General features: G+C 72.3%; 27 protein-coding genes. 19 read left to right on the plus strand and 8 right to left on the minus strand.

The features are described from left to right. Positions 1-4: 4 nt before the first annotated feature. The 7 genes from sufD (at position 5) to EAO73_RS21000 (ending at position 4803) form a co-directional block, all read left to right on the plus strand. Positions 5-1186 (plus strand): Fe-S cluster assembly protein SufD, encoded by a 1182-nt coding sequence (gene sufD, locus EAO73_RS20970; RefSeq protein ID WP_147973021.1) that lies wholly within the window; start codon positions 5-7, stop codon positions 1184-1186. Further along, positions 1186-1503, plus strand: coding sequence for a bifunctional 3-phenylpropionate/cinnamic acid dioxygenase ferredoxin subunit (locus tag EAO73_RS20975; RefSeq protein ID WP_018555702.1), 318 nt, complete (start codon positions 1186-1188; stop codon positions 1501-1503). The genes sufD and EAO73_RS20975 overlap by 1 nt, the downstream gene beginning before the upstream one ends. Positions 1504-1510: 7 nt before the next feature. Next, a complete protein-coding gene (gene sufC, locus EAO73_RS20980; RefSeq protein WP_147973022.1) occupies positions 1511-2275 on the plus strand; it encodes a Fe-S cluster assembly ATPase SufC in 765 nt (254 codons plus the stop codon). Further along, complete coding sequence (locus EAO73_RS20985) at positions 2272-3528, plus strand: cysteine desulfurase (RefSeq protein WP_147973023.1); 1257 nt, start codon at positions 2272-2274, stop codon at positions 3526-3528. The genes sufC and EAO73_RS20985 overlap by 4 nt, the downstream gene beginning before the upstream one ends. Positions 3529-3547: 19 nt before the next feature. Next, complete coding sequence (gene sufU, locus EAO73_RS20990) at positions 3548-4003, plus strand: Fe-S cluster assembly sulfur transfer protein SufU (RefSeq protein WP_147973024.1); 456 nt, start codon at positions 3548-3550, stop codon at positions 4001-4003. After that, positions 4000-4338: a metal-sulfur cluster assembly factor gene (locus EAO73_RS20995; protein WP_147973025.1), complete on the plus strand. Its 339-nt coding sequence runs from the start codon at positions 4000-4002 to the stop codon at positions 4336-4338. The genes sufU and EAO73_RS20995 overlap by 4 nt, the downstream gene beginning before the upstream one ends. Before the next feature lie 99 nt (positions 4339-4437). Next, positions 4438-4803: a VOC family protein gene (locus EAO73_RS21000; RefSeq protein ID WP_147973026.1), complete on the plus strand. Its 366-nt coding sequence runs from the start codon at positions 4438-4440 to the stop codon at positions 4801-4803. Between the two features lie 9 nt (positions 4804-4812). Here the strand turns inward: EAO73_RS21000 and EAO73_RS21005 are convergent, their stop codons facing one another. Then, complete coding sequence (locus EAO73_RS21005) at positions 4813-5829, minus strand: hypothetical protein (protein ID WP_191134158.1); 1017 nt, start codon at positions 5827-5829, stop codon at positions 4813-4815. Positions 5830-6027: 198 nt separating this feature from the next. Here EAO73_RS21005 and EAO73_RS21010 point away from each other — a divergent pair, with 198 nt between their 5' ends. Together EAO73_RS21010 and EAO73_RS21015 are read left to right on the plus strand one after the other, a co-directional pair. Then, positions 6028-6348, plus strand: a complete 321-nt coding sequence (locus tag EAO73_RS21010; RefSeq protein ID WP_147973027.1) for a DMT family transporter — start codon at positions 6028-6030, stop codon at positions 6346-6348. After that, a complete protein-coding gene (locus EAO73_RS21015) occupies positions 6348-6884 on the plus strand; it encodes a TetR/AcrR family transcriptional regulator (RefSeq protein ID WP_147973028.1) in 537 nt (178 codons plus the stop codon). The genes EAO73_RS21010 and EAO73_RS21015 overlap by 1 nt, the downstream gene beginning before the upstream one ends. A 15-nt stretch (positions 6885-6899) precedes the next feature. On the opposite strand, the gene EAO73_RS21020 is transcribed toward EAO73_RS21015, so the two are convergent. After that, on the minus strand, positions 6900-7781 hold the full coding sequence (locus EAO73_RS21020; RefSeq protein ID WP_147973029.1) for a winged helix-turn-helix transcriptional regulator: 882 nt from the start codon (positions 7779-7781) through the stop codon (positions 6900-6902). Between the two features lie 128 nt (positions 7782-7909). On the opposite strand from EAO73_RS21020, the gene EAO73_RS21025 reads away from it, so the two are divergent. Continuing rightward, positions 7910-9151 carry an MFS transporter gene (locus EAO73_RS21025; protein ID WP_147973030.1) on the plus strand — a complete coding sequence of 414 codons (1242 nt, stop codon included), beginning with the start codon at positions 7910-7912 and terminating at the stop codon, positions 9149-9151. Positions 9152-9161: 10 nt separating this feature from the next. Beyond that, positions 9162-10151 (plus strand): 2,3,4,5-tetrahydropyridine-2,6-dicarboxylate N-succinyltransferase, encoded by a 990-nt coding sequence (dapD, locus tag EAO73_RS21030; protein ID WP_147973031.1) that lies wholly within the window; start codon positions 9162-9164, stop codon positions 10149-10151. Positions 10152-10164: 13 nt separating this feature from the next. On the opposite strand, the gene dapA is transcribed toward dapD, so the two are convergent. Beyond that, entirely contained in the window at positions 10165-11058 is an 894-nt protein-coding gene (dapA, locus tag EAO73_RS21035) for a 4-hydroxy-tetrahydrodipicolinate synthase (protein ID WP_147973032.1), read from the minus strand. Positions 11059-11170: 112 nt separating this feature from the next. Continuing rightward, on the minus strand, positions 11171-11614 hold the full coding sequence (locus tag EAO73_RS21040; RefSeq protein WP_147973033.1) for a GNAT family N-acetyltransferase: 444 nt from the start codon (positions 11612-11614) through the stop codon (positions 11171-11173). Between the two features lie 242 nt (positions 11615-11856). On the opposite strand from EAO73_RS21040, the gene EAO73_RS21045 reads away from it, so the two are divergent. From EAO73_RS21045 to EAO73_RS21055, 3 genes are all read left to right on the plus strand, one after another. After that, positions 11857-13359: a hypothetical protein gene (locus tag EAO73_RS21045; RefSeq protein WP_147973034.1), complete on the plus strand. Its 1503-nt coding sequence runs from the start codon at positions 11857-11859 to the stop codon at positions 13357-13359. 173 nt (positions 13360-13532) lie between these two features. Then, the gene (locus tag EAO73_RS21050; protein ID WP_147973035.1) at positions 13533-14987 is read left to right on the plus strand and encodes an alkaline phosphatase PhoX; all 1455 of its coding nucleotides are present in this window, start codon (positions 13533-13535) and stop codon (positions 14985-14987) included. A gap of 46 nt (positions 14988-15033) precedes the next feature. Further along, positions 15034-15264, plus strand: a complete 231-nt coding sequence (locus tag EAO73_RS21055; protein ID WP_147973036.1) for a CarD family transcriptional regulator — start codon at positions 15034-15036, stop codon at positions 15262-15264. A gap of 72 nt (positions 15265-15336) precedes the next feature. On the opposite strand, the gene EAO73_RS21060 is transcribed toward EAO73_RS21055, so the two are convergent. The 3 genes from EAO73_RS21060 to EAO73_RS21070 all read right to left on the minus strand — a co-directional run bounded on the left by EAO73_RS21060 (position 15337) and on the right by EAO73_RS21070 (position 17624). Continuing rightward, a complete protein-coding gene (locus EAO73_RS21060; protein WP_147973037.1) occupies positions 15337-16437 on the minus strand; it encodes a TerD family protein in 1101 nt (366 codons plus the stop codon). Positions 16438-16538: 101 nt separating this feature from the next. Beyond that, positions 16539-16757, minus strand: a complete 219-nt coding sequence (locus tag EAO73_RS21065; protein WP_147973038.1) for a hypothetical protein — start codon at positions 16755-16757, stop codon at positions 16539-16541. Between the two features lie 51 nt (positions 16758-16808). After that, entirely contained in the window at positions 16809-17624 is an 816-nt protein-coding gene (locus EAO73_RS21070) for an NAD-dependent epimerase/dehydratase family protein (protein WP_147973039.1), read from the minus strand. 224 nt (positions 17625-17848) lie between these two features. On the opposite strand from EAO73_RS21070, the gene EAO73_RS21075 reads away from it, so the two are divergent. Beyond that, complete coding sequence (locus tag EAO73_RS21075) at positions 17849-18793, plus strand: 5-dehydro-4-deoxyglucarate dehydratase (protein WP_147973040.1); 945 nt, start codon at positions 17849-17851, stop codon at positions 18791-18793. Further along, positions 18790-19968: a hypothetical protein gene (locus EAO73_RS21080; RefSeq protein ID WP_147973041.1), complete on the plus strand. Its 1179-nt coding sequence runs from the start codon at positions 18790-18792 to the stop codon at positions 19966-19968. Before EAO73_RS21075 ends, EAO73_RS21080 begins: the two co-directional genes overlap by 4 nt. Before the next feature lie 28 nt (positions 19969-19996). On the opposite strand, the gene EAO73_RS21085 is transcribed toward EAO73_RS21080, so the two are convergent. Beyond that, positions 19997-21208 (minus strand): MFS transporter, encoded by a 1212-nt coding sequence (locus EAO73_RS21085; RefSeq protein ID WP_147973577.1) that lies wholly within the window; start codon positions 21206-21208, stop codon positions 19997-19999. Positions 21209-21473: 265 nt separating this feature from the next. On the opposite strand from EAO73_RS21085, the gene EAO73_RS21090 reads away from it, so the two are divergent. Genes EAO73_RS21090 through araD form a run of 3 tightly spaced genes read left to right on the plus strand, consistent with a single transcriptional unit; the run spans position 21474 to position 24786 of the window. Then, positions 21474-22130 carry a GntR family transcriptional regulator gene (locus EAO73_RS21090; protein ID WP_147973042.1) on the plus strand — a complete coding sequence of 219 codons (657 nt, stop codon included), beginning with the start codon at positions 21474-21476 and terminating at the stop codon, positions 22128-22130. A 29-nt stretch (positions 22131-22159) separates the two neighbouring features. Then, positions 22160-23062: a dihydrodipicolinate synthase family protein gene (locus EAO73_RS21095; RefSeq protein WP_147973043.1), complete on the plus strand. Its 903-nt coding sequence runs from the start codon at positions 22160-22162 to the stop codon at positions 23060-23062. Beyond that, positions 23059-24786 carry an L-arabinonate dehydratase gene (araD, locus tag EAO73_RS21100; RefSeq protein WP_147973044.1) on the plus strand — a complete coding sequence of 576 codons (1728 nt, stop codon included), beginning with the start codon at positions 23059-23061 and terminating at the stop codon, positions 24784-24786. The genes EAO73_RS21095 and araD overlap by 4 nt, the downstream gene beginning before the upstream one ends. The last annotated feature ends 75 nt before the right edge of the window (positions 24787-24861 follow it).

Consider the following 24861-nt stretch of genomic DNA (forward strand, 5'->3'; position numbering starts at 1 on the left):
AGCCATGGCTGAGGCTCAGAACATCCCCGCGGGGTCCACCACCGCCGGTTCCATCGCGGTGGCCGCGGAGTCGACCGTCGCCACCCGCATGAGCGCACCCCCGTCCTTCGACGTCGCGGACTTCCCCGTCCCGCACGGCCGCGAGGAGGAGTGGCGGTTCACCCCGCTGGCGCGGCTGCGCGGCCTGCACGACGGCACCGCCGCCGCGACCGGCAGCGGTGTAAAGGTCGCCATCGAGGCCCCCGAGGGCGTCGTGGTCGAGACCGTCGGCCGCGACGACGCCCGGCTGGGCAAGGCCGGCAAGCCGGTCGACCGGGTGGCCGCGCAGGCCTACTCGTCCTTCGAGCAGGCCCACGTCGTCACGGTCCCCAAGGAGGCCGTGCTCACCGAGCCGATCCGGATCGCCGTCCACGGCGAGGGCGGTGTCGCTTACGGCCACCAGGTCGTGGAGCTGGGTGCCTTCGCCGAGGCCGTCGTCGTCATCGACCACACCGGTGACGCGGTGCTCGCCGCCAACGTGGACTACGTCCTGGGTGACGGTGCCAAGCTGACCGTCGTCTCCGTGCAGGACTGGGACGAGCGCGCCGTCCACGTCGGCCAGCACAACGCGCTGGTCGGCCGGGACGCCTCGTTCAAGTCCGTCGTCGTCACCTTCGGCGGTGACGTGGTCCGGCTGCACCCCCGGATCGCGTACGCGGGCACCGGTGGCGAGGCCGAGCTGTTCGGCCTCTACTTCACCGACAAGGGCCAGCACCAGGAGCACCGCCTCCTGGTCGACCACAACACCCCGCACTGCAAGTCCAACGTGGCCTACAAGGGCGCGCTCCAGGGCGACGACGCGCACGCGGTGTGGATCGGCGACGTGCTCATCCAGGCGGCCGCCGAGGGCACCGACACCTACGAGATGAACCGCAACCTGGTCCTGACCGACGGTGCGCGGGTCGACTCGGTGCCGAACCTGGAGATCGAGACCGGCGAGATCGTCGGTGCCGGCCACGCCTCGGCGACCGGCCGCTTCGACGACGAGCAGCTGTTCTACCTCCAGTCGCGCGGCATCCCGGCCGAGGAGGCCCGCCGCCTCGTCGTGCGCGGCTTCTTCGCCGAGCTGGTCCAGCAGATCGGTCTGCCCGACGTCGAGGCCCGGCTGCTCGACAAGATCGAGGCCGAGCTGGAGGCGTCGGTCTGATGGCCTTCGTGAAAGCCTGCGCGCTGAGCGAGCTGGAGGACGACACCCCCAAGCGGGTGGAGCTCGACGGCACGCCGGTCTCCGTCGTCCGCACCGAGGGCGAGGTGTTCGCGATCAACGACATCTGCTCGCACGCGAACGTCTCGCTGTCCGAGGGCGAGGTCGAGGACTGCTCGATCGAGTGCTGGCTGCACGGTTCCAGCTTCGACCTCCGCACCGGCAAGCCGTCCGGTCTTCCCGCGACGCGCCCCGTCCCCGTATACCCCGTCAAGATCGAAGGGGACGATGTGCTCGTCTCCGTCACCCAGGAGTCCTGAGTCACCCATGGCAACGCTTGAAATCCGCGACCTGCACGTTTCCGTCGAGGCCGACAACGCCACGAAGGAGATCCTCAAGGGCGTCGACCTGACCGTGAAGCAGGGCGAGACCCACGCCATCATGGGCCCCAACGGGTCCGGCAAGTCCACCCTCGCGTACTCCCTCGCAGGCCACCCCAAGTACACGATCACCAGTGGCACGGTCACTCTGGACGGCGAGGACGTCCTGGAGATGTCCGTCGACGAGCGGGCCCGCGCCGGCCTGTTCCTCGCCATGCAGTACCCGGTCGAGATCCCCGGTGTCTCGGTCTCCAACTTCCTGCGCACCTCCGCCACCGCCGTCCGCGGCGAGGCCCCCAAGCTGCGTACCTGGGTGAAGGAGGTCAAGGAGACGATGGCCGGCCTCCAGATGGACCCGTCCTTCGCCGAGCGCAACGTCAACGAGGGCTTCTCCGGCGGTGAGAAGAAGCGCCACGAGATCCTTCAGCTGGAGCTCCTCAAGCCGAAGGTCGCCATCCTCGACGAGACCGACTCCGGTCTGGACGTCGACGCGCTGCGCATCGTCTCCGAGGGCGTCAACCGGGTCCGCGAGACCGGCGAGGTCGGCACCCTGCTGATCACGCACTACACCCGGATCCTCCGGTACATCAAGCCCGACTTCGTGCACGTGTTCGCCAACGGCCGGATCGCCGAGTCCGGTGGCGCCGAGCTGGCCGACAAGCTGGAGAACGAGGGCTACGAGGCATACGTGAAGGGTGGCGCTTCCGCGTGACACAGCTGCCGGGCCTCCTCGACACCGAGGCGATCCGCAAGGACTTCCCCCTGCTGGACCGCACGGTCCACGACGGGAAGAAGATCGTCTACCTGGACAGTGCCGCGACCTCGCAGAAGCCGCGCCAGGTTCTCGACGCCCTCAACGCGTACTACGAGCGGCACAACGCCAACGTGCACCGGGGCGTGTACACGATCGCGGAGGAGGCCACGGCGCTGTACGAGGGCGCCCGTGACAAGGTCGCCGCGTTCATCAACGCGCCCAGCCGCGACGAGGTCATCTTCACCAAGAACGCCTCGGAGTCGCTCAACCTTGTGGCCAATATGCTCGGCTGGGCCGACGAGCCCTACCGGGTCGACCACGAGACCGAGATCGTCACCACGGAGATGGAGCACCACTCCAACATCGTTCCCTGGCAGCTGCTCTCGCAGCGCACGGGCGCGAAGCTGAAGTGGTTCGGCATCACCGACGACGGCCGGCTGGACCTGTCCAACATCGACGAGATCATCACCGAGAAGACGAAGATCGTCTCCTTCACGCTGGTCTCGAACATCATGGGCACCCACAACCCGGTCGAGCAGATCGTCCGCCGCGCCCAGGAGGTCGGTGCGCTCGTCTGCGTCGACGCCTCCCAGGCGGCCCCGCACATGGTGCTCGACGTGCAGGCGCTCCAGGCCGACTTCGTGGCCTTCACCGGTCACAAGATGGTCGGCCCGACCGGCATCGGCGTGCTCTGGGGACGGCAGGAACTCCTGGAGGACCTGCCCCCGTTCCTCGGCGGCGGCGAGATGATCGAGACCGTGTCGATGCACTCCTCGACCTACGCCCCCGCGCCGCACAAGTTCGAGGCCGGTACGCCCCCGATCGCCCAGGCCGTCGGCCTCGGCGCGGCCGTGGACTACCTCTCGGCGATCGGCATGGAGAACATCCACCGCCATGAGCAGGCCATCACCGCCTACGCGGTGAAGCGGCTCCTGGAGGTGCCGGACCTCAGGATCATCGGCCCGGCCACCGCGGAGGACCGCGGCGCGACGATCTCCTTCACGCTCGGCGACATCCACCCGCACGACGTGGGGCAGGTGCTGGACGAGCAGGGCATCGCGGTCCGGGTCGGCCACCACTGCGCCCGCCCGGTCTGCCTGCGGTACGGAATTCCTGCGACGACGCGAGCGTCGTTCTATCTGTACTCCACGCCCGCCGAGGTCGACGCCCTGGTGGACGGCCTGGAACACGTCCGGAACTTTTTCGGTTAGAGCGGCTGGGGATTGACTCGTGAAGCTTGACTCCATGTACCAGGAAGTGATCCTGGACCACTACAAGCACCCCCACGGGCGCGGCCTGCGGGACGGCGACGCCGAGGTGCATCACGTCAATCCGACGTGCGGTGACGAGATCACGTTGCGGGTGCGGTACGAGGGCGAGACCATCGCCGATGTGAGCTACGAGGGCCAGGGCTGCTCCATCAGCCAGGCCAGCGCCTCCGTACTGAACGAGCTGCTGGTCGGCAAGGAACTGGGCGAGGCGCAGAAGATCCAGGCCGCGTTCCTGGAGCTGATGCAGTCGAAGGGGCAGCTGGAGCCCGACGACGCGATGGAGGAGGTGCTGGAGGACGCGATCGCGTTCGCCGGTGTCTCCAAGTACCCGGCCCGGGTCAAGTGCGCGCTGCTGAGCTGGATGGCGTGGAAGGACGCGACGGCGCAGGCGCTGTCCGAAGGGAAGACCGCATGAGCGACAACGAGACCGTGACGACCAAGCCGGCCTCCGAGGAGGAGGTCCGCGAAGCGCTGTACGACGTGGTCGACCCCGAGCTGGGCATCGACGTCGTCAACCTGGGGCTGATCTACGGCATCCACATCGACGACGCCAACATCGCCACCCTCGACATGACCCTGACGTCCGCGGCCTGTCCGCTGACCGATGTCATCGAGGACCAGGCGAAGTCCGCGACGGACGGCATCGTCAGCGAACTCCGGATCAACTGGGTCTGGATGCCCCCGTGGGGCCCCGACAAGATCACGGACGACGGCCGCGAGCAGCTGCGCGCGCTGGGCTTCAACGTCTGAGCGTCCGCGTACCCCGTACGCGCAGGAACGGCCCCGGCATCCGCCGGGGCCGTTCGGCGTAGTGCCCCGCCGGCGGCCGTCGCCTGGCAGACTCGGGTCATGACCCTGCGCTTCTACCAGCTCACCGTCGACGCCCACGACCTGCCCGCCCAGGCCCGCTTCTGGAGTGCGGCCCTGGACTGGCGGGTCCTCTACGAGGACGAGGACGAGATCGTCATCGGCGCCGACGAGACGGCACTGCCCGGGATGTGCTTCCTGTCCGTGCCGGAGGACAAGGCGGTCAAGAACCGGCTGCACATCGACCTCTCCCCGGACGACCGGGACGCCGAGGTCGAGCGTCTGATCGGGCTCGGTGCCCGGCGCGCCGATGTCGGCCAGACGCCGGACGCGACCTGGGTGGTACTGACCGACCCCGAGGGCAACGAGTTCTGCGTCCTGCGCCCGAAGAAGACGCTCACCGACTGAGCCCGGCCGCTACGCCGTGTACTGCGGCGGTACGGCGGCTGCCTCGGCGAGCACCGGGCCCAGGTTCTCGGTGCGGATGCGCCGGTCCACGTAGAGCAGGCCGGTCACCAGCGGCGGGAACACCGCCACGACCAGCTGGCTCACCAGCTGACCGAGCAGCATCAGCACCAGGTATCCGCTCATCGCGGTGAGGATCGCGGCGGGGCTCGGGTCCTCGCCGAGGCCGACGGAGCCGATCATGCCGGTGAACATGCCGAGGAAGGTGAACGGGATCTGGATGACGTAGCTCGCCACGGCGGCGAGGACGCCCGCCAGCAGGGTCACCCCGAAGACCCGCCACCAGGCGCCGCGCATCAGCGTGGCCGAGCGGCGGAGCGAGGCCACCGGGCCCTGGTCCTCCAGGACGACGGCCGAAGGGGCGAGCGAGAACTTCACCCAGAGCCAGGTGGCCACCGGGACGAAGCCGAGGAAGCAGACCACGCCCGCCAGGACCAGGGCCACCGAGCCGTCGCTGTCCATGGCGACCGCGCCGATGATGCCCGCGGTGAGAGCGCCGACGGCCAGCAGCATCGGCACCATCGTGATCAGCCCGGTCAGCAGGAGCGCGCCGACCACCGCGGGCATTCGCGCCCAGGCCCGCCGCCAGACCACGGAGAACGTCGTCGGCCGGCCCAGCACCGCTTCCTGGAGGACCGCCGGAACCGCGGAGTAGACCACGGCCGAGGCCACCACCATCGAGAGGATCGCGAGCAGCGCGACCACGCCGAAGGCGATGAGCACCGGGACCAGGTCCCGCGAGGCCGGGTCCTCGTCCCCGTTCAGTGCGAACAGCCGGTCCAGATGGTCCGAGACGGCCGAGTACGCGACGGCGACCGCCGCGCCCACCACGAGCAGCGCCCCGCCGTAGAGGGCCGCGCCCACCGCGAGCAGCTGCTTGCCGTAGCGGCCCAGGGTGGAGAACGCGCCGCCGAATATCTCCCCGACGCCCAGCGGCCCCAGAGGTATCACCCCCGGCTTGGGTGCCATCCAGCCGCCGCCCCAGCCGCCCCACCCGGACGGGTCCCCCGTACGGCGTGCCTCCGTAGGCCCCGCCGCCCCACCCTGCGTCCTGCGTCACTGCTGCTCCGTCGGTCCGTCGATCATGTACTGGACGGACCACGGTAGCGCCCCGGGATTCCGATGACTCCGGCCGTGCGCGGGCAGCCGTTGCGTACACTTGTACACATGGGATACGGACTGCTCGCCGCGGCCATAGCGGCGGAGGTGGCGGGGACGACCGCCATGAAGTACAGCGAGGGATTCACCCGGCTGTGGCCCTCGCTGATCACCGTCGCCGGCTATCTGCTGGCCTTCTCCCTGCTGGCCCGGACCCTGAAGACCCTGTCGGTGGGCACCGCCTACGCGATCTGGGCGGGCGTCGGCACCGCCGCCGTCGCCCTCATCGGCATGGTGTTCCTGGGGGAGTCCGCCGGCCCGCTGAAGGTGGCGGGGGTGCTGCTGGTCATCGCCGGTGTGGTGGTGCTCAACCTGGGCGGGGCGCACTGATGGCACGGCGGTACGACCCCGAGCGGCGCTCCCGGATCATCGACGCGGCGATCCGGGTGGTCGGCGAGCGGGGCATCGCCGGGCTCAGCCACCGCTCCGTCGCCGCCGAGGCCGACGTGCCGCTCGGCTCGACGACGTACCACTTCGCCTCGCTCGACGAGCTGCTGACCGCCGCCCTGCGCCGGACCAACGAGAACTTCGCCGCCGTCCTGCGCGGGAGCCGGGCTCTGGCGGACCCGGACGCCGACCTCGCGGCCGAACTGGCCCGGCTGCTGGGGCGGTTCTTCGCCGGCGGCCGCGGCCGGGCCGAGCTGGAGTACGAGCTGTACCTCGCCGCCCTGCGCAGGCCCGCCCTGCGCCCGGTCGCCGCCGAGTGGACCGACGCCACCGCCGCCCTGCTGCAGCCGCGCACCGGCCCGGGAACCGCGCGGGCGCTGGTCGCCCTGATGGACGGCATCTGTCTCCAGGTGCTCCTCACCGGCGGCGAGTACGACGAGGCGTACGCCCGCGAGATGCTGGGCCGAGTCGCCGGCTGAGGGCGTCCGGCGCGGTCAGCGGCCGTCGGCCTCCCGCACCGCCGCCAGGGCGGTCCGCACGCTGTCCTCGATGTCCGTGACCGGGTACAGCACCTCGCGGACCGTGCGCTCCCGGTCCACCACCAGGGTCAGCCGCTTGGCGCGGACGACTCCGCCGGCGCGGAACGTCGGCAGGCGCAGTGCGGCGGTCAGTTCCAGGTCGGCGTCCGACAGGAGCGGGAAGCGCAGCCGCTCGGCCTCGGCGAACGCCTGCTGTTCGTCGGGGCGTTGCGTGGAGACGCCGTGCACGCTCGCGCCCGCCGCCGTGAAGTCCGCCAGCCGGTCGCGGTAGGTGCACGATTCGAGCGTGCAGCCGCGGGCTCCGGGGATGCCGGACCAGCCGGGCGGATAGGACTCCTGGCGGGCGTAGGCCCCGGGGAAGAAGTACAGGACGGTGTACGGGGTGCCGGCCACCGGGTCCTGGCTGCCGCCGGTGCTCCGGGCCAGGGTCAGTTCCGGCACCCGGGTGCCGCGCAGTGCGTGCACCCGCGCGGCCTCCCGTGAGGACTCCTCCGTGGTCGCCATCGCCTCCCCGTCTCCCATCACCCACGCGTCGCCCCAGTCCTGGAGCGCGATCAGTACCGGCAGCAGGGCGCGGCCGCGCGGGGTCAGCCGGTACTCGTACCGCACCGGCCGCTCCTGGTACGGCTCGCGGGTCAGGACCCCCGCGTCGACCAGCAGCCGCAGCCGTTCCGTGAGGACCTTCCGGGAGACGCCCAGTTCCCGCTGGAGCGCGTCGAACCGGTGCACCCCGCGTGCGGTGTCCCGCACGATCAGCAGGGTCCACCAGTCGCCGACCACGTCGAGCGCCTGCGCGATGGCGCAGTCCGCGTCGGCCTGGCTGATGCGCTGGGGCATGGGGCCTCCTCGATCGTCCGGGGCTGCCATTGAACTCCATCGGCCACGTTGACCTGCGGAATGCATGCTGCCATAGTCAGTTTCCAAAAGGAACTCACTCGGGGTTCCGCTGGGGGAGGGTGCTTCGGATGGGGATGCTGACGGGCGTTCCGCGCACAGTGCGGCTGCTCGCCCTCGGGGCGTTCTTCAACGCGATGGTGAGCTTCACCTTCGTCTACCTCTTCGTCTATCTGACGGGCCCGCGCGGGCTCACCGTCCCCCAGGCCGGGCTGCTCACCGGCATCGGCGGCATCGGGCTGGTCGCGGGCAACTTCACCGGCGGCTGGTTCGGCGACCGCTACGGGCACCGCCGGATGCTGCTGCTCGGCTCCTGCGCCGGCGGCGCCGTGCTCGTCGCCCTGCCGGTGCTGCCGCTCCCCGCCCTGTACGCGGTCCTGCCGCTCGCCCAGTACGCCACCGGCGTGGTGCGCGCCGCGAACTCCGCGCTGGTGGCCGTCTCCGTGCCCGGGGGCGGCCGGCGCCAGAGCTTCGCGCTGACCCGCTTCGCCTCCAACGGCGGCTTCACCGTCGGACCGCCCGTGGGCGCCCTGATCGCCGCCCGTTTCTCGTACGACTGGCTGTTCCTCCTCGACGGCGTGGGCACCCTGCTCCTCGCCTGCTACGCGGCCCGCATCCTCCCCGCCCGGGGCACCGCGCACTCCCGCCCCGCGCCCCCGCCGCCCGGCGCGCCGGGGCTGTGGCGCGAACTGCGGGCCAGGCCCGCCGTGCCGGTGCTGCTCGCCGCGATCGTCTGCGTGGACCTCGTATACCGCCAGCAGTACTCCACCCTGCCGGTCTTCCTCGCGGACCACGGCCACGGCACCGCCTTCTACGGCTGGCTCATCGCCGTCAACGGCGGGGTCATCCTCTGCCTGGAACTGCCCGCCGCCCACGCCCTGCGCGCCCGTGCGCCGCTGGGCATCGTCGGTACCGGGCTGCTGCTGGTCGGGGCCGGGTACGCGCTGCTGATCCCCGGGGACGGGGCCGCCTTCGCCGTCCTGATGATGGTCTCCCTGACCCTCGGCGAGATCCTGTACAAGACCACCGCCACGGCGTACGTCGCCGACCAGGCCCCCGCACACGCGCAGGGCCGCTTCCAGAGCCTGTACGCGGGCGCCTCCATCAGCGGCCAGGTCCTCGCCCCGCCGCTGGGCGGCGCCCTCTACGCCACCGCCCCCGCACTGCTCTGGCCCGCCTGTGCGGTGCTGGCGTGTCTGGCGGGCTGCGCGGTGCTCGCCGCGCGGCGGCTGCCCGTGTCCCCCGTGCCGGTGCCGGCGGCGCGACGCCCGGACGCTGAGACCGGTTCGCCCGCGCGGCCCCGCTCCGGTTAGGTTTCTGGTCATGACCGACACGACTTCCACCCGCACCACCGGCGCCGTCGCCGCCGGCCTCGCCACCATCGCCGGCGACGGTTCCGTCCTCGACACCTGGTTCCCCGCCCCCGAGCTCACCGCCGAGCCCGGCCCCGCCGGAACCGAGCGGCTCGACCCCGACCAGGCCGTCAACCTGCTCGGCGAGGGCGCCGCCAAGGCCATCGGCGTGGACGCCCGCCGCGGGGTCGAGGTCGTCGCCGTGCGCACGGTCATCGCCTCGCTCGACGACAAGCCGCTCGACGCCCACGACGTCTACCTGCGCCTGCACCTGCTCTCGCACCGCCTGGTCCAGCCGCACGGGCAGAACCTGGACGGCATCTTCGGCCACCTCGCCAACGTCGCCTGGACCGCGCTCGGCCCGGTGGCCGTCGACGACCTGGAGAAGGTGCGGCTCAACGCCCGCGCCGAGGGCCTGCACCTCCAGGTCACCTCCGTGGACAAGTTCCCGCGCATGACGGACTACGTGGCGCCGAAGGGCGTGCGGATCGCCGACGCCGACCGGGTGCGCCTCGGCGCGCACCTCGCCTCCGGCACGACCGTCATGCACGAGGGCTTCGTCAACTTCAACGCCGGCACGCTCGGCACGTCCATGGTCGAGGGCCGCATCTCCGCCGGCGTCGTCATCGGTGACGGCTCGGACATCGGCGGCGGCGCCTCCACGATGGGCATGCTCTCCGGCGGCGGCAAGGAGCGCATCGTGATCGGCGAGCGCTGCCTGGTCGGCGCGGAGGCCGGGGTCGGCATCGCGCTCGGCGACGAGTGCGTCGTCGAGGCCGGTCTCTACGTCACCGCCGGCACGCGCGTCACCATGCCGGACGGCCAGGTGGTCAAGGCCCGCGAGCTCTCCGGGGCCTCGAACATCCTCTTCCGCCGCAACTCGGTCACCGGCACCGTCGAGGCCCGCCCGAACAACGCGGTCTGGGACGGCCTCAACGACGTCCTGCACAGCAACGACTGAGGCCGGACAGGCCCTAAGCGGGGACAAGCAGTTCCTCGTACGCCGCACGCAGCCCGTCGGACGCCTCGCGCCCGGCGGGCTGCAGCGGTTCGCGCACCGGCCCCGCGGCCAGCAGCGCCTTCGCCGTGACCGTGCCGGGCAGCCCGGACGCCATCATCAGCGCGGTCAGCGGGGCCAGCCGCGCGTTCAGCCGGGCGGCCCCGTCGGTGTCCCCGGCGTCGAAGGCGTCCAGCACCGCCCGCATCCGGCCCGGCACCACGTTGGCGACCGTGCTGACGTACCCCGCGCCGCCCAGCGCGTACAGCGGCAGGTTCAGCTCCTCGCAGCCCGAGTAGTAGGCGAGCCCGCCGGCCGCGATCACCCGCGTCGCCGCCAGCAGGTCCTGCGCGCAGTCCTTCACCGCGACGATGCGCGGGTGCTCCGCCAGCCGCAGCATGGTCTCCGGCTCGATGCGGGTGCCGGTGCGGCCGGGGATGTCGTACAGCATCACGGGCAGGCCCGCCGCGTCGGCGATGCGGCGGAAGTGCGCCTCCACGGCCGCCTGCGGGGGCCTGCTGTAGTACGGGGTCACCACCAGGAGCCCGTCCGCGCCCGCCCGTTCGGCCTGGCGCGCCAGCTCGATCGTGTGCCGGGTGTCCGAGGTGCCGACGCCCGCGACCAGCGGCACGGCCGGGCCGACCGCCTCGCGCACCACGCGCAGCAGGTCCGCCTTCTCCGCGTCGGACGTGGTCGGGGACTCGCCGGTCGTACCGCTGAGCACCAGCCCGTCGCAGCCGCCCGCGACCAGGGCGGCGGCGTGCGCGGCCGCCGCCTCCCGGTCGAGGGCGTCGTCGGCGGTGAACGGGGTGATCATGGCGCAGAGGGCGCGGCCGAAGGGGCGCGGGCGCGAAGGTGCGGAAGGCGTCATTCCTGAAGTGTCGGCCCGCCGGACCGTGAAGGTCTACTTAGATCTTCTGCGGGTGAAGGTGAAGCAACGCTCAATCGTGTTCCGGGAGCCGGGGCTCGGGCGGCCCGAGCGCTCAGAGGGCGAGCTTGAAGCCCTCGTGGCTCGCGGTGAACCCCAGCGAGGCGTAGAAGCGGTGCGCGTCCGTCCGGCTCCGGTTGCTGGTCAGCTGCACCAGCCCGCAGCCGCGCTGCCGGGCCCGCTCGACCGCCTGCTCCATCAGCCGCCGCCCCAGGCCGCCGCCCCGGCGGTCCGCCCTGATCCGCACCGCCTCGATCAGCGCCCGCTCCGCGCCGCCCTTGCCGAGCCCCGGGATGTAGGTGGCCTGAAGACAGCCCACCACCGTCCCGCCGTCCTCCAGCACCAGGATCTCGTTGCGCGGGTCGGCCGTGATGTCGGCGAACGCCTTCTCGTGCGCCTCACCGACGACGAGCGACGCGGGATCCACCACCGCCTCCTCGTCGGCGAGCAGAGCGAGCACGGCGGGCAGGTCGCAGCGGGTGGCGGTACGCAGAGTCACGCCCCGGATTCTGGCACGGCGGCGGCGGGGGAGCCGCCCCGGACCGGGGCGCCGGGGGCGGTGCCCGCATTCCGGTCGGCACGCGGCGAAATGCGTCTACGCTTAGGGCGTGTTCCGGATGTTCCACCCGCCCCGCCACGGGCGCCGGGCGGACGGCAAGGCCCCGCGGCACACGTCCTGAGCCGCCCGGCCCGTATCCGGCCCGGCGGCCGAAACCCCGTACGTTCCGAGGAGACCCCCTGATGTCCGCAGAGCGCCCGACCCTGCCGCCGGTCCGGCTGCACACCGAGGCCGAGCTGGCACGGGACGCGCTGGCCGCGCCGCTGCTCGCCCGTGCCGCACGGCTCGCCCGCTGGGCCGGCCCGGACACCAGGGTCGGAGCCGGCGGCGAACTCGTCGATGCGCAGCTGCCCGCCGCCGCCGAGCACCTGGGCCTCACCCCGGACGAGGACGGCGCGGCGGAGGCCAGTGAGGCCTGGCGGCTCGCCGTCGACACCGGGCTCGTCGACATCGAGGACCCGGCCCAGGAGACCGACGGCCTGGAGGCCGGTTTCGACGAGGACGACGACGAGGCCGGGGCCGATGAGGCGCTGGGGACCGTCACCGCGGGCGAGAACCTCGCGTTGCTGACCGGCGGTTCACCGGCGGACGTCCTGGCGATCTGGCTCGACGGCCTGGAGGCCGCCCACGCCGACGCCACCGCGCCCGCCTTCGACGACTTCGCCGACCTCGTCGGTGAGGACGGCTCGATCGACTTCGACGCGCTCGACTGGGACCCGGAGACCGAGACGGAGTTCCTGGACGGGGTCCTCGGCAACCTCTACCTGCTCACCGTCGGGGAAGGGGCGGACGGGGCTCCCGTGCCGCTGCCCGCGCTCGCCGCCTCGATGATCGTCCCCGACGACATGGGCGAGCCCACCGACGACGTCCTGGAGCAGGTCTCGGACGCGATGATGCGTCTGGACGACCAGTTCCGGGTGCTCGAACCCATCGGCATCGTCGAATACCACCCGGTGGACGAGGCGTTGCTCGTCGAGGAGGGCGAGGAGGACGTCCCGCCCGCCGACGAGGAGGACGTCACCCGCTACGGCATGGTCCGGCTGACCCCTCTCGGCCTCTACGGCATCCGCGCCCGCATGCTGGAGGCCGGGGTGGACGCCCCGGCGATCGGCGACCTCACGGACAAGGGCGCCGACGTGCTCCTCGGCGGCGTCGCCCACTACCCCGAGGCCGCCGCCCGCGCCGAGATCCAGCTGTGGCTGGAGCGCCGGGGCTCCGACGGCGCCGCCGCCGAACTCCTGGACGCCGCACGGGGCGAGGACCCGTTGGCCCCGCTGCGCCGGCTGCACTGCCAGCAGGCGCTCGCCCTGGTCGGCGCGGAGGCCGAACCCGCCGTGCGCGCGGTGCTCGACGACCCCGAGCTGGGCGGCCTGGCCCGGGTCTGGCTCGCCGAACGGGGTGCGGGCGACGTCCCCGCGCCCTCGGAGACGATGATCTTCTGGCTGGCCATCGACACGATCGCCGCCCAGCTGGAGGCGGACGGCGACCTCGACGAACTCCAGGGCCTGGTCGAGGGCCTGTCCGGCCAGCACAGCGGCTTCTTCGACGAGGCATGGCGCGTCGACCACCCGGCGACGGCGGACGTCCTGGAGGCGATGGGGCGGCTGCACAGCGACAAGAAGCAGGCGAAGGACGCCCGCAAGGCCGCGTTCAAGGCACGCTCGCGCGCCGGTTCCACCGACTGAGCAGGCACTTCGGCGCGGGGTGACGGGCGGGCGGCCGGGTACGGGCCGCCCGCCCGTCGTCGATGTTCACCGAAAGGAGCGCCGCGAAGTCGTCGCCGGTTCAACTGGTGTTGGGGAACGGACGGAACGGTGAGCCCGTCAACAGCACGCCCCCGCAGCACCAGGAGTACGTGATGGCCTTCACGCGCAGGGAATTCAGCAGACAGTCCGCCCTCACCGGCGCCGGCATCGCCCTCACCGGAACCGTCGCCGCGCTGGCCACCGCGCCCGGCGCCCTCGCCGCCGGGGACCCCCACGGACACGGCCACGACGACCACGGCCACGGACACCACCGCGAGCCGGGCTACGGCCCGCTGCGCTCCGACCCCAAGGGCATACTCGCGCTGCCCGCCGGATTCTCGTACCGGATCATCACGCACTGCGGCGTCACCAAGCTGGACAGCGGCGAGTACACGCCCTCCAACCACGACGGCACGGCCGCCTTCGAGGGCCCGCGCGGAGTGACGCTGCTGGTGAACAACCACGAGCTGAGCGGCACCCGGGCGGGCTGGGAGCACCCCGTGCCCCTCACCGACGGCCTTGTCTACGACCCGGTCGCGGCCGGCGGCTGCACCGTCGTCGAGACCCGCCGCGACGGCCGCACCGCCGAGTGGGTCGGCATCGCCGGCACCTCCACCAACTGCGCCGGCGGCGCCACCCCGTGGGACACCTGGCTCACCTGCGAGGAGACCGAGGACAAGGCCGGCAAGAACGGCCTCCTGAAGGACCACGGCTACGTCTTCGAGGTCGACCCGTACGACCGGCGCGCCAACCGCTCCCCGCGCCCGATCAAGGCCTTCGGCCGGTACGCGCACGAGGCGGTCGTCATCGACCCCAAGCAGGGCCACGCCTACCTCACCGAGGACGCCTCGGGCCCCAACGGCCTGCTCTACCGCTGGGTGCCGCCGCACGGCTTCCGGCACGGCCGCGGCAAGCTGCGCACCCTCGCCGACGACGCGGGCGTGCTCCAGGCCTTCAAGTGCTTCGACAAGCACGGCACGTTCGTCGACGACCTCTCGCGGGCCACGAAGACCGGCACCGTGTACGGCGTGGACTGGGTGGACGTGCCGGACCGCGACGCGAAGTCCGTCTCGGTGCGCAAGCAGTTCGCGGACGGTGAGGTCACCCGCGCCCGCAAGCTGGAGGGCATGTGGTGGGCCGACGGCGGCGCGTACGTCGTGTCGTCCTTCGCCCGTGACGAGAGCCCCGTGCAGCACGACGGCCAGGTCTGGTTCTACGACCCGAAGCGCCGCACGCTGACCCTGAAGGTGCTCCTCGGCGTCAACCCGGACCCGTCGAAGGACGGCGCCTTCGACGGCCCGGACAACATCACCGTCTCGCCGTACGGAGGCCTGGTCATCGCCGAGGACGGGGAGGGCGTCCAGCACCTCTTCGGGGCGACCGAGAGCGGCCGCACCTACCCGATCGCGCGCAACGAGCTGAACATCGGCAGCGCCGAGGAGCCGGAGTACAGCGAGTTCACCGGGGTCACGTTCTCGCCGGACGGCAGGACGCTCTTCGCCAACATCCAGACCCCGGGGATCATGGTCGCGATCACCGGTCCGTGGAAGCGGCAGCCCAACCGTTAACTGCGGGGCATGGCGTCGGGCCGCCCCGGGGCGCATACTCGACTCAATGAAACAGTCAGCCGGCTCCCGGCGCCACCTGCCGTCCAGTCCCTTCAACCGCCCGGCCCAGGCGGCCCCACCGGTCGAATTGTTCGACGTGGGCGACCGGGTCTCGCACGACCAGTTCGGTCTCGGCCGCGTCCTCGCCGTCGAGGGCGACAACGAGGCGGTGCTCATCGACTTCGCCGGCCGTCAGGGGCGCATCATGAGCCCTTACTCCAAGCTCACGAAGCTCTGAGGCCGTCACAGGGGCCGTCCGCCGGCCGCGCGGACGGCCCCTGAGCCATGTGCGGGGTCCTGCGGCGGGGTCCTACAGGGCCTGGGCGGCGGGCTTGACCATGCCCCGGACGGTCCGCGACTTCACGAAGTCGCCGATGGCGGTCATCTCCCACTCCCCGGAGAATTGCTTGATCAGCTTGGCCATCATCACGCCGGTCTGCGGCTCGGCCCCGGTCAGGTCGAAGCGGACCAGCTCCTCGTCGGTGGCCGCGTCGACCAGCCGGCAGTAGGCCTTGGCCACCTCGGTGAACTTCTGGCCCGTGAACGAGTTGACCGTGAACACCAGACCGGTCGCCTCGGCGGGAATCCGGCCCAGGTCCACGACGATCACCTCGTCGTCGCCCTCGCCCTCGCCGGTGAGGTTGTCCCCGGAGTGCTTGATCGCGCCGTTCAGGATGGACAGCTTGCCGAAGTAGCAGCTGTCCAGGTGGTTGCGCTGCGGCCCGTAGGCAATGACCGAGGCGTCCAGGTCGATGTCCTTGCCGCGGAACGCGGGCTCCCAGCCGAGGCCCATCTTGACCTGGGAGAGCAGCGGGCGGCCCGCCTTGACCAGCGAGACGGTCTCGTTCTTCCGGAGGCTGACCCGGCCCTTGTCGAGGTTGATCCGCCCCGGCGCGGGCGCGGCGGGGGTCTCGTCGACCGTGACGCCGAAGTCGGTGGCGATGCCCGCCAGCCCGTTCGCATAGCCCTGGCCGACCGCGCGGACCTTCCAGGCACCGCCGCGCCGGTAGACCTCGATGACCACGAGCGCGGTCTCGGCGCCCAGCCGGGGCGGGGTGAAGGACGCGAGCACGCTGCTGTCGTCCGCGTTGCGCACGGTGGCGGTCGGCTCGACGCCCTGGAAGGTCTGACCGGCGCCGTCCGGGCTCGCCGTGACGACGATCCTCTCGATGCCGGCGGGCACCGACGCGGTGTCCACAATGACGGCGTCCGGCGCGCCGCCGCCGCCCGAGCGGTAGGTCACACCGGGGCCCGAGGGCTGGTTGTAGAAGATGAAGTCGTCGTCGGAGCGCACCTTGCCGTCGGCGGCGAGCAGCAGGCCCGACACGTCGAGCCGCACGGGCGCTGCGACGTCCACCGCCACGCGGACGGCGGTGAGCGGAAGATTCGAGCCAGGTGTCATAGCGGTCATGTCCGGATGAACGAACGACTTGGCTTTGCCGTTCCCTTACCTTTCGGCGGGTTCGCCCGTACGGCGGAAGCACTGGTTCCGTACGGGTGCAGCGGACCGGGTCACCGGTTTCTGGGGTGGTTGCGTGCCGTCCGCTCGTTGCCGTGCTTGTAGGCCCCCGTCCAGCGGGCCATCACCAGCTGGGCGTCGCCGGCCTCCACCTCGGCCAGGAACTTCTGCGCCCGGCCGCCGCGCAGGGTGCCCGCCGGGCGGCCGTGATGGGTGACGGTGACGCTCGCGTCGCCGTGCTGCTCGTACCGGAATCCCGAAGGTCTCGCCATGCCCGCATCATGCCGCGCCGGTGTGCGCGGGGACGACGGCTTTTCGCGTGCTCAGTGCGGCCAGACCGGCGGGTTGGTGCAGAAGTGGCCGCCGAGGTGGGCGTGGTCCGGGTTGTCCGGGTCCAGTTCGCCCTGTTCCGCGATGAGCTTCGCCGCGTACGGCTCGGAGTCGTCCCGCGGTTCGTAGCCCAGCGCGCGGGCGGAGGTCAGGTCCCACCAGAGCCGGGTGTTGTCCGAGGAGCCGTTGACGACGGTGTGCCCGACGTTCTCGGCGGTCAGCGCGGCGTCGAACAGCCGGGCACCGTCGGCGGGGCTCATCCACACCGACAGCATCCGTACGGATGTGGGCTCGGGGAAGCAGGAGCCGATGCGGACGGACACCGTCTCCATGCCGTGCCGGTCCCAGTACAGCTGGGCGAGGTCCTCGCCGAACGACTTCGAGAGGCCGTAGAAGGTGTCGGGGCGGCGGGGGGTGTCCACCGGGATCAGCGGGTCGCCGGGGAGCGGGCGCGGGGTGAAGCCCACGGCGTGGTTGGACGAGGCGAACACGATGCGGCGGACCCCGGCTTCCCGGGCGGCCTCGTACAGGTTGTACGTGCCCTCGATGTTCGCCCTGAGGATCTTGCCGAAGGGGGCTTCCAGGGAGATGCCCGCGAGGTGGATGATCGCGTCGACCCCCGCCACGGCCTCGCGCAGCGCGTCCGTGTCCCCGAGGTCGGCGGTGATCGCGTCCGGCTCGCCCTCGATCGGCACCATGTCGAACAGGCGCAGGGTGTAGCCATGGGCGGGCAGCAGTGCGCGCATCAGCGTGCCGAGGCCGCCGGCGGCGCCGGTGAGCAGGACGGTGCGGGGCGTGGCGGCGGGCATGCGGGTCTCCTCTTGGATCAAGTTCACATGCGTGGACAAGGTATGCGGGGGCTCGGGGGGCGTCAAGGGGGTCGCGCGGCAGGCCCTTCGGTGGATCGAGGGGAAAGGGCCTGCGCCGGGCGCGGGTGGTCATCGCCTTGACCCCGGCGGCACCGCACCCTAGCTTAGGATGCGTTCATAAGTATGGACATCAATCAGAGATGCGCACGCCTCAGGAGGCGCCCGTGAGCTCAGACCCGCTGGCCGCCCGGCTCACCGCCGTTGCCGGGCCGCTCTTCTTCCCCGTCACCGCGTACGACGCGGCCGGCTCCGTCGACGTGGACGCCTTCCGGGCGCACGTCCGCCAGGGCATCGACGCAGGCGCGGCGGCGGTGTTCGCGGCCTGCGGCACCGGGGAGTTCCACGCGCTGACGCCGGAGGAGTTCCGGACCGTCGTCGCCGCCGCGGTGGAGGAGACCGCCGGACAGGTGCCGGTCGTCGCGGGCGCCGGATACGGCACCGCGCTCGCCGTCCGGTTCGCGGAACTCGCCGAGGAGGCCGGCGCTGACGGCCTGCTGGCCATGCCCCCGTACCTCGTCCACGCCGACCAGGCGGGGCTGCTCGCGCACTACACGGCGCTGGCGGGGGCCACCGGCCTGGAGACGATCGTCTACCAGCGGGACAACGCCGTCTTCACGCCCGAGACCGTGCTCGCGCTGGCCCGGACCCCCGGGATCATCGGCCTCAAGGACGGCTACGGCGACCTGGACCTGATGCAGCGCATCGTCAGCGCGGTGCGCACCGGGCTGCCGGGGGAGGACTTCCTCTACTTCAACGGGCTGCCCACCGCGGAACTCACCGGCCTCGCCTACCGGGGCATCGGCGTCACGCTGTACTCCTCCGCGGTCTTCGCCTTCGCCCCGGACATCGCGCTCGCCTTCTACCGGGCTCTGGAGTCCGGCGACGACGCCCTGGTCAACGCGCTGCTGGACACGTTCTACCGGCCGCTCGTCGAACTGCGCTCCCGGGGCCGCGGCTACGCCGTCTCCCTGGTCAAGGCGGGGGTCCGGCTCCACGGGCTGGACGTCGGGGAGGTGCGCAGCCCGCTCACCGAGCCGACGGCCGCGCACATCAAGGAGCTGACGGAGATCGTCGCCGCCGGCCGCGCGCTGCTGGAGCGGCGCGGATGAGGACGTCCGCCTTCCTCTACCCCTGGGACGTCGTCGGGGACCCCGACGCCCCCGCCCGCATCGCGGACCTGGGCGTCCAGCAGGTGACGCTCGCCGCCGCCTACCACTCGACCCGGGCGCTCACCCCGCGCCACCCGGTCCGCCGCATCGTCACCGCCGAGCACGCGGCGGTGCTCTACCCACCGGACGCCGGGCGCTGGGCGGGGCGTGCCCTGCGCCCGTACCCGCAGACGTGGACGCCCTCGGACGACCCCTTCGCCGAGGCGGCCGACGCACTGGCCGGGGCCGGTCTCGACGTGCACAGCTGGGTGGTCCTCGCACACAACTCCCGGCTCGGCGCGGAACACCCGGACACCTCGGTGGTCAACGCCTACGGGGACCGCTACCCGTGGGCGCCCTGCGTCGCCCGGCCGGAGGTCCGTGCGTATCTGGTGGACCTCGCGGCGGAGGCGGCGGTGCGCGACGGGGCCCGGGGCACCGAGCTGGAGTCCTGCGGCTGGTACGGCTTCGCCCATCTGCACGCCCACGACAAGGTGACGGGCGTCGGGCTCGGGGACGCGGCCCAGTATCTGATGTCGCTCTGCTTCTGCGCGGTATGCCGGGCCGGGTACGCGGGGCAGGGCCTCGACGCCGAGGAGCTGCGTGCTGCCGTGCGCCGGGCGCTGGAGCCGGTCTGGGCCGGGGCCGGTGCTCCGGACGCCGGCTGGGACACGGTCGGGAAGCTGCTCGGCGCCGATCTCGCGGACACCACCCTGCGGTGGCGCGCCGAGGTGGCCCTAAGCCTCCAGGAAGCGGTGACCGGCGCGGTCCGGGCGGCGGCGGCCCCGGGGTTCCAGGTGCTGCTGCACGCCGACCCCGCCCCGTACCGCTGCGGGGCCAACGTGGGCGTCGACCCCGGCCACATCCTGTCCGTGGCGGACGGGGTGGTGCTGCCGTGCACCGGGGCGGACACGGTACGCGAGGCGGTGCTCGGGCCGTTCGCGGGCGCTCCCGACGCGGTCGTCGCCGCCAACCTCACCGTGGTGCGCGGGATGGGCGGAAGCCCGGACACGTTGGAGCGGGACGCCGCCCACGCCGCCTCGCTCGGCGCGAACCAGCTGCGCCTGTACCACGCGGGCCTGGCCTCGGACCCGGACCTCGCGGCCGTCGCGGGGGCGCTGTCACGCCTCGGCTGAGACGGGAGCGGCGCCCTTGCGGGCCCCTTCACTCCTCGGCCGTGACCCGTGGGCCGGCGGGAACCACCGGCTCCCGCCGGCCCACGAGCAGCAGCGCCGCCGTCAGTACCGCCGCCGCGCTTACCGCCGGCAGCAGCACCGTGACGTCCACCCGCGCCACCAGCCCCGCGCCGATGCCCAGCGCCACCGCGTTGGGCGACATCATCAGCGTGTCCGCGCTCGCGGCCGTACGGCCCAGCAGCGCGTCCGGCGTCTCCCGCTGCACCGCTGTCAGCGCGGCGATCAGCACGCACGGCAGGCCCACCCCGATCAGCGCGCACGCGATGAGCGCCACCGCGTCGGACGGCACGGCCCGCAGACCCACCGCGACACCGAACACGGCGATGCCCGCAGCCGGGAACACCCGGCCCGGCAGCCGGCGCATCAGCGGGCCCGCGAGCAGCCCGACCGCTACGGACCCGATGCCCTGCGCGACCGACAGCACACCGGCGTACGCGGGGGAGTGGCCGAGGACGTCGCCCACGACGGCGTACAGCGTCGCCCCGTTGAACCCGGCGCACAGCATCGTGGCCGAGGCGGCGAGGACCAGCGGGCGCAGCACCGGCGACCCCCACAGCTGCCGGAGCCCGGCCGTCCAGCCGCCCGGTGCGGCGGGACCGGGGCGGCTCGTCCGGCGTACCCGCAACAGCGCGTAGAGGCAGGCGGCCAGGGCGAACGAGACCGCGTCCAGGAGCGCCACCGCGCCGCCCCCGTAACGGGCGTAGAGCCCGGCGCCGGTCAGCGGGGCCACCAGCTTCATGCCCTCGTTCGCCGTCATCCTGAGGCCGTTGAAGTCCCCCAGCAGGGCGGGCTCGACGGCCCCCGCGACCACGGCCGACTCGGCGGAGTCCATCAGCGCCGCGAGGGACCCGTACAGCACCAGGACCGTGAACAGCAGCCACACGCGCCCCGCCGAGTCCACGGTGGTCAGGGCCGTCACCAGGACGGTCAGCGTGACGTTCGTGCCCACCAGCAGCGGCTTGCGCGGCAGCCGGTCGGCCGGCGCGCCGAGCAGCGGTCCGAACAGGACCGGCAGCCAGACCGCGAACAGCGCGAGCGCGGCCAACGCGTCCGAACCCGTCAGCGACTTGACCCAGATCCCGGCCGCCAGCCGCATCGCCGAACTGCCGAACCCGGAGACCACGACCGCCGCGAGGAACAGTCCCGCCGTCCGGTCCCGCAGGACCCGCCCCACCGCCATCACACCCACCGCACCCTTCTGACCTGCGTGTCTGTCACGTAGTCAGACTGGCGGCCGAGGCCCGGACGGGGCATCGGGCAGATGCCGTACACCGGACGGCCCGCCCGCGCCGCACCGGAATCCGTGTACGGCACATGTCCCGGTCCCGCGAACTTCTTTTGTCAGAAGCGTTGACGAAACATTTGCGGCGCCTCTAGCTTCATCGCGTCGTACTCCGTACGTCATATATGAGACGCGATACGCGAGATGTGAGAGCCCTTCACCCATGACCTTTGCGCCCACCCCGATTCCGTCCCGCACCCAGTACGTGCTGGAGGCGATCAAGCACGCGATCCTCACGGCACAACTGAGGCCGGGGCAGGCGCTCGTGGAGACCGAGCTCGCCGCGCAGTTCGGGGTCTCCAAGACCCCCGTCCGCGAGGCCCTGAAGACCCTCGCCGGCACCGGACTCGTCGTCATGAGCCAGTACAAGGGCGCCACCGTGCGGCTGGTTGACGCGGCCATGGCCCGCGAGGTGTACGACGTACGGCTGCTGCTCGAACCGGAGGCGCTGCGCCGCTCGATCACTCGCAGGGCCTCGCTCGACGCGGCGCAGGAGGCCCTGGAGCGGGCGGACTCGGCGGGCGACAAGGCCGACCGGTCGCTCGCCAACCGGGACTTCCACCGCGCGCTGTACCTGCCCTGCGGGAACCCGCTGCTGGCGCGGATGCTCGACGAGGTCCGCGATCAGGCCGCCCTGGTGTCCACGGTCGCCTGGTCGGCCGTCCCGTCCTGGGAGCGGGAGGCGGCCGAGCACCGGGAGATCCTGCGCCTCGCGCTCGCCGACGACGCGGACGCGGCGGCCGGGGCCCTGCACGACCACATCGCGTCGTTCGTCCGCCGCGCCTTCCCCGACGACGAGGACGGGGGCGACGCGGCGTGACCCCGCACACCGAAGAAAGGCCTGTCCGCATGGACCTCACCCCGCTGAAGGCGGCCCTCGCAGACGTTGTGGCGATCCCGGTGACCCCGTTCGCCGGGGACGGCACCATCGACACCGAGGCGCACCGCGCCCTGCTGCGGAGACTGCTCGACGGCGGCGTGCGCATCGTCACCCCGAACGGCAACACCGGGGAGTTCTACGCGCTCACCCCCGAGGAGCGGCGCACGGTCACCGAGCTGACCATCGACGAGGCCGGCGGCCGCGCCACGGTCCTGGTCGGGGTCGGGCACGACGTGCCGACCGCCGTCGCCGCCGCCGAGCACGCCCGGGACGCCGGGGCCGAGATGGTGATGGTGCACCAGCCCGTCCACCCGTACGTCTCGCAGGACGGCTGGATCGACTACCACCGGGCCATCGCCGAGGCCGTACCCGGGCTCGGGGTCGTCCCGTACATCCGCAACCCGCACCTCGACGGGGCGGCCCTGGCCGCGCTCGCGGACGCCTGCCCCAACGTCATCGGCGTCAAGTACGCGGTGCCGGACGCCGCCCGCTTCGCCGCCTTCGCCCGGGACGCCGGCCTCGAACGCTTCGTCTGGGTCGCCGGGCTCGCCGAGCTGTACGCCCCGGCCTACTTCTCGGCCGGCGCCACCGGCTTCACCTCCGGGCTCGTCAACGTGGCGCCCGGCGTCTCGCTGGCCATGCTGGAGGCGCTGCGGGCCGGCGACCACCCGGCCGCCATGAAGGTCTGGGAGCAGATCCGCCGCTTCGAGGAACTGCGCGCGGACCGGCAGTCCGCCAACAACGTCACCGTCGTCAAGGAGGCCCTGGCCGCCCTCGGTCTCTGCGACCGCGCGGTGCGCCCGCCCAGCCGGGTGCTGCCCGAGGCGCAGCGCGCCGAGGTCGCCGACCAGATCGCCGGGTGGTCCATTTGACCGGCCGCATCGCCCCCGAGAAGCTGCGCAGCCATCAGTGGTACGGCACCGACGGGCTGCGCTCCTTCAGCCACCGCGCCCGCACCCGCCAGCTCGGCTACCTCCCCGAGGAGCACCTGGGCAAGCCGGTCGTCGCGATCCTCAACACCTGGTCGGACATCAACCCCTGCCACGTACACCTGCGCGACCGGGCGCAGGCCGTCAAGCGCGGGGTCTGGCAGGCGGGCGGCTTCCCGCTGGAGTTCCCGGTCTCCACGCTCTCGGAGACGTTCCAGAAGCCGACCCCGATGCTCTACCGCAACATGCTGGCGATGGAGACCGAGGAGCTGCTGCGCTCGTACCCCGTCGACGGGGCGGTGCTGCTCGGCGGCTGCGACAAGTCCACCCCGGCGCTGCTGATGGGCGCGGCCTCCGTCGACCTGCCGGCCGTGTTCGTGCCGGCCGGGCCGATGCTGCCGGGGCACTGGCGCAACGAGGTCCTGGGCTCCGGCACCGACATGTGGAAGTACTGGGACGACAAGCGCGCCGGGCTCATCGGCGACTGCGAGATGGGCGAGCTGGAGAACGGCCTCGCCCGCTCGCCCGGACACTGCATGACCATGGGCACGGCGTCCACGCTCACCGCCGCCGCCGAAGCCCTCGGCGTCACCGTCCCCGGCGCCTCCTCCATCCCCGCCGTCGACTCCGGCCACGACCGGATGGCCGCCGCCTCCGGCCTCCGGATCGTCGAACTGGTGTGGCAGCAGCGGAAGCTGTCGCAGATCCTGACGGCGGAGGCGTACGAGGACGCCGTCGCCACGGTCCTCGCGCTCGGCGGCTCCACCAACGCCGTCATCCACCTCATCGCGATGGCCGGCCGCTCCGGGATCAAGCTCACCCTGGACGACTTCGACCGCATCGCGCGCACCGTCCCGGTCCTGGCCAACCTGCGCCCCGGCGGGAAGTACCTGATGGAGGACTTCCACTTCGCCGGCGGGCTCCCCGGCTTCCTCGCCCGGCTCACCGACGTACTGCATCTCGACCGGCCCACGGTCGCGCACGACACCCTGCGCGAACAGCTCGACGGCGCGCTCGTGCACAACGACGAGGTCATACGGAAGCGCACCGACCCGCTCGCGGACGAGGGCGGCGTGGCGGTGCTGCGCGGCAACCTCTGCCCGGACGGCGCCGTCATCAAGCACATCGCCGCCGAACCCCACCTGCTGCGCCACACCGGACCGGCGGTCGTCTTCGACGACTACCGGGAGATGCAGCGCACCATCAACGACCCGGCGCTCGCGCTCACCCCCGGCCATGTGCTGGTCCTGCGCAACGCCGGACCCAAGGGCGGCCCCGGTATGCCCGAGTACGGCATGCTGCCGATCCCCGACTACCTGCTGAAGCAGGGCGTACGCGACATGGTCCGGCTCTCCGACGCCCGGATGAGCGGCACCAGTTACGGCGCCTGCGTGCTGCACATCGCACCCGAGTCGTACGTCGGCGGGCCCCTCGCCCTCGTCCGCACCGGTGACCTCGTCACCCTGGACGTCGAGGCGCGGCTGCTCAGCCTCGACGTGTCCGACGAGGAGCTGGCGCGCCGCCGTGCCGAGTGGACCCCGCCGCCCGTCCGCTACGAGCGCGGCTACCAGGCGCTCTACCAGGACCAGATCACCCAGGCCGACACCGGCTGCGACTTCGCCTTCCTGGCCCGGCCGGGCCACGTGCCCGACCCGTACGCCGGCTGAACGGCCCCGCAGGAATTCCGGCGCCCCCTTGTTCGAGATATCGAACGCCATACGGGAAGCGCTTGCGCACTACAC

The sequence above is a fragment of the Streptomyces sp. col6 genome (assembly GCF_008042035.1).
Taxonomy (GTDB): Bacteria; Actinomycetota; Actinomycetes; order Streptomycetales; family Streptomycetaceae; genus Streptomyces.

Excerpts from the sequence above, each read along its gene's own strand:
- EAO73_RS21025 (WP_147973030.1), top strand. The coding sequence starts at position 7,910 with ATGGGGATGCTGACGGGCGTTCCGCGCACAGTGCGGCTGCTCGCCCTC.
- EAO73_RS21000 (WP_147973026.1), top strand. The coding sequence starts at position 4,438 with ATGACCCTGCGCTTCTACCAGCTCACCGTCGACGCCCACGACCTGCCC.
- EAO73_RS21090 (WP_147973042.1), top strand. The coding sequence starts at position 21,474 with ATGACCTTTGCGCCCACCCCGATTCCGTCCCGCACCCAGTACGTGCTG.
- EAO73_RS21005 (WP_191134158.1), bottom strand. The coding sequence starts at position 5,829 with ATGGCACCCAAGCCGGGGGTGATACCTCTGGGGCCGCTGGGCGTCGGG.
- EAO73_RS21085 (WP_147973577.1), bottom strand. The coding sequence starts at position 21,208 with ATGGCGGTGGGGCGGGTCCTGCGGGACCGGACGGCGGGACTGTTCCTC.
- EAO73_RS21055 (WP_147973036.1), top strand. The coding sequence starts at position 15,034 with ATGAAACAGTCAGCCGGCTCCCGGCGCCACCTGCCGTCCAGTCCCTTC.
- sufD (WP_147973021.1), top strand. The coding sequence starts at position 5 with ATGGCTGAGGCTCAGAACATCCCCGCGGGGTCCACCACCGCCGGTTCC.
- EAO73_RS21070 (WP_147973039.1), bottom strand. The coding sequence starts at position 17,624 with ATGCCCGCCGCCACGCCCCGCACCGTCCTGCTCACCGGCGCCGCCGGC.
- EAO73_RS21020 (WP_147973029.1), bottom strand. The coding sequence starts at position 7,781 with ATGCCCCAGCGCATCAGCCAGGCCGACGCGGACTGCGCCATCGCGCAG.
- EAO73_RS21015 (WP_147973028.1), top strand. The coding sequence starts at position 6,348 with ATGGCACGGCGGTACGACCCCGAGCGGCGCTCCCGGATCATCGACGCG.
- EAO73_RS21065 (WP_147973038.1), bottom strand. The coding sequence starts at position 16,757 with ATGGCGAGACCTTCGGGATTCCGGTACGAGCAGCACGGCGACGCGAGC.
- EAO73_RS20975 (WP_018555702.1), top strand. The coding sequence starts at position 1,186 with ATGGCCTTCGTGAAAGCCTGCGCGCTGAGCGAGCTGGAGGACGACACC.
- dapA (WP_147973032.1), bottom strand. The coding sequence starts at position 11,058 with ATGACGCCTTCCGCACCTTCGCGCCCGCGCCCCTTCGGCCGCGCCCTC.
- EAO73_RS21045 (WP_147973034.1), top strand. The coding sequence starts at position 11,857 with ATGTCCGCAGAGCGCCCGACCCTGCCGCCGGTCCGGCTGCACACCGAG.
- EAO73_RS20995 (WP_147973025.1), top strand. The coding sequence starts at position 4,000 with ATGAGCGACAACGAGACCGTGACGACCAAGCCGGCCTCCGAGGAGGAG.
- EAO73_RS21050 (WP_147973035.1), top strand. The coding sequence starts at position 13,533 with ATGGCCTTCACGCGCAGGGAATTCAGCAGACAGTCCGCCCTCACCGGC.
- EAO73_RS21095 (WP_147973043.1), top strand. The coding sequence starts at position 22,160 with ATGGACCTCACCCCGCTGAAGGCGGCCCTCGCAGACGTTGTGGCGATC.
- EAO73_RS21060 (WP_147973037.1), bottom strand. The coding sequence starts at position 16,437 with ATGACCGCTATGACACCTGGCTCGAATCTTCCGCTCACCGCCGTCCGC.
- dapD (WP_147973031.1), top strand. The coding sequence starts at position 9,162 with ATGACCGACACGACTTCCACCCGCACCACCGGCGCCGTCGCCGCCGGC.
- sufC (WP_147973022.1), top strand. The coding sequence starts at position 1,511 with ATGGCAACGCTTGAAATCCGCGACCTGCACGTTTCCGTCGAGGCCGAC.
- EAO73_RS21010 (WP_147973027.1), top strand. The coding sequence starts at position 6,028 with ATGGGATACGGACTGCTCGCCGCGGCCATAGCGGCGGAGGTGGCGGGG.
- EAO73_RS21080 (WP_147973041.1), top strand. The coding sequence starts at position 18,790 with ATGAGGACGTCCGCCTTCCTCTACCCCTGGGACGTCGTCGGGGACCCC.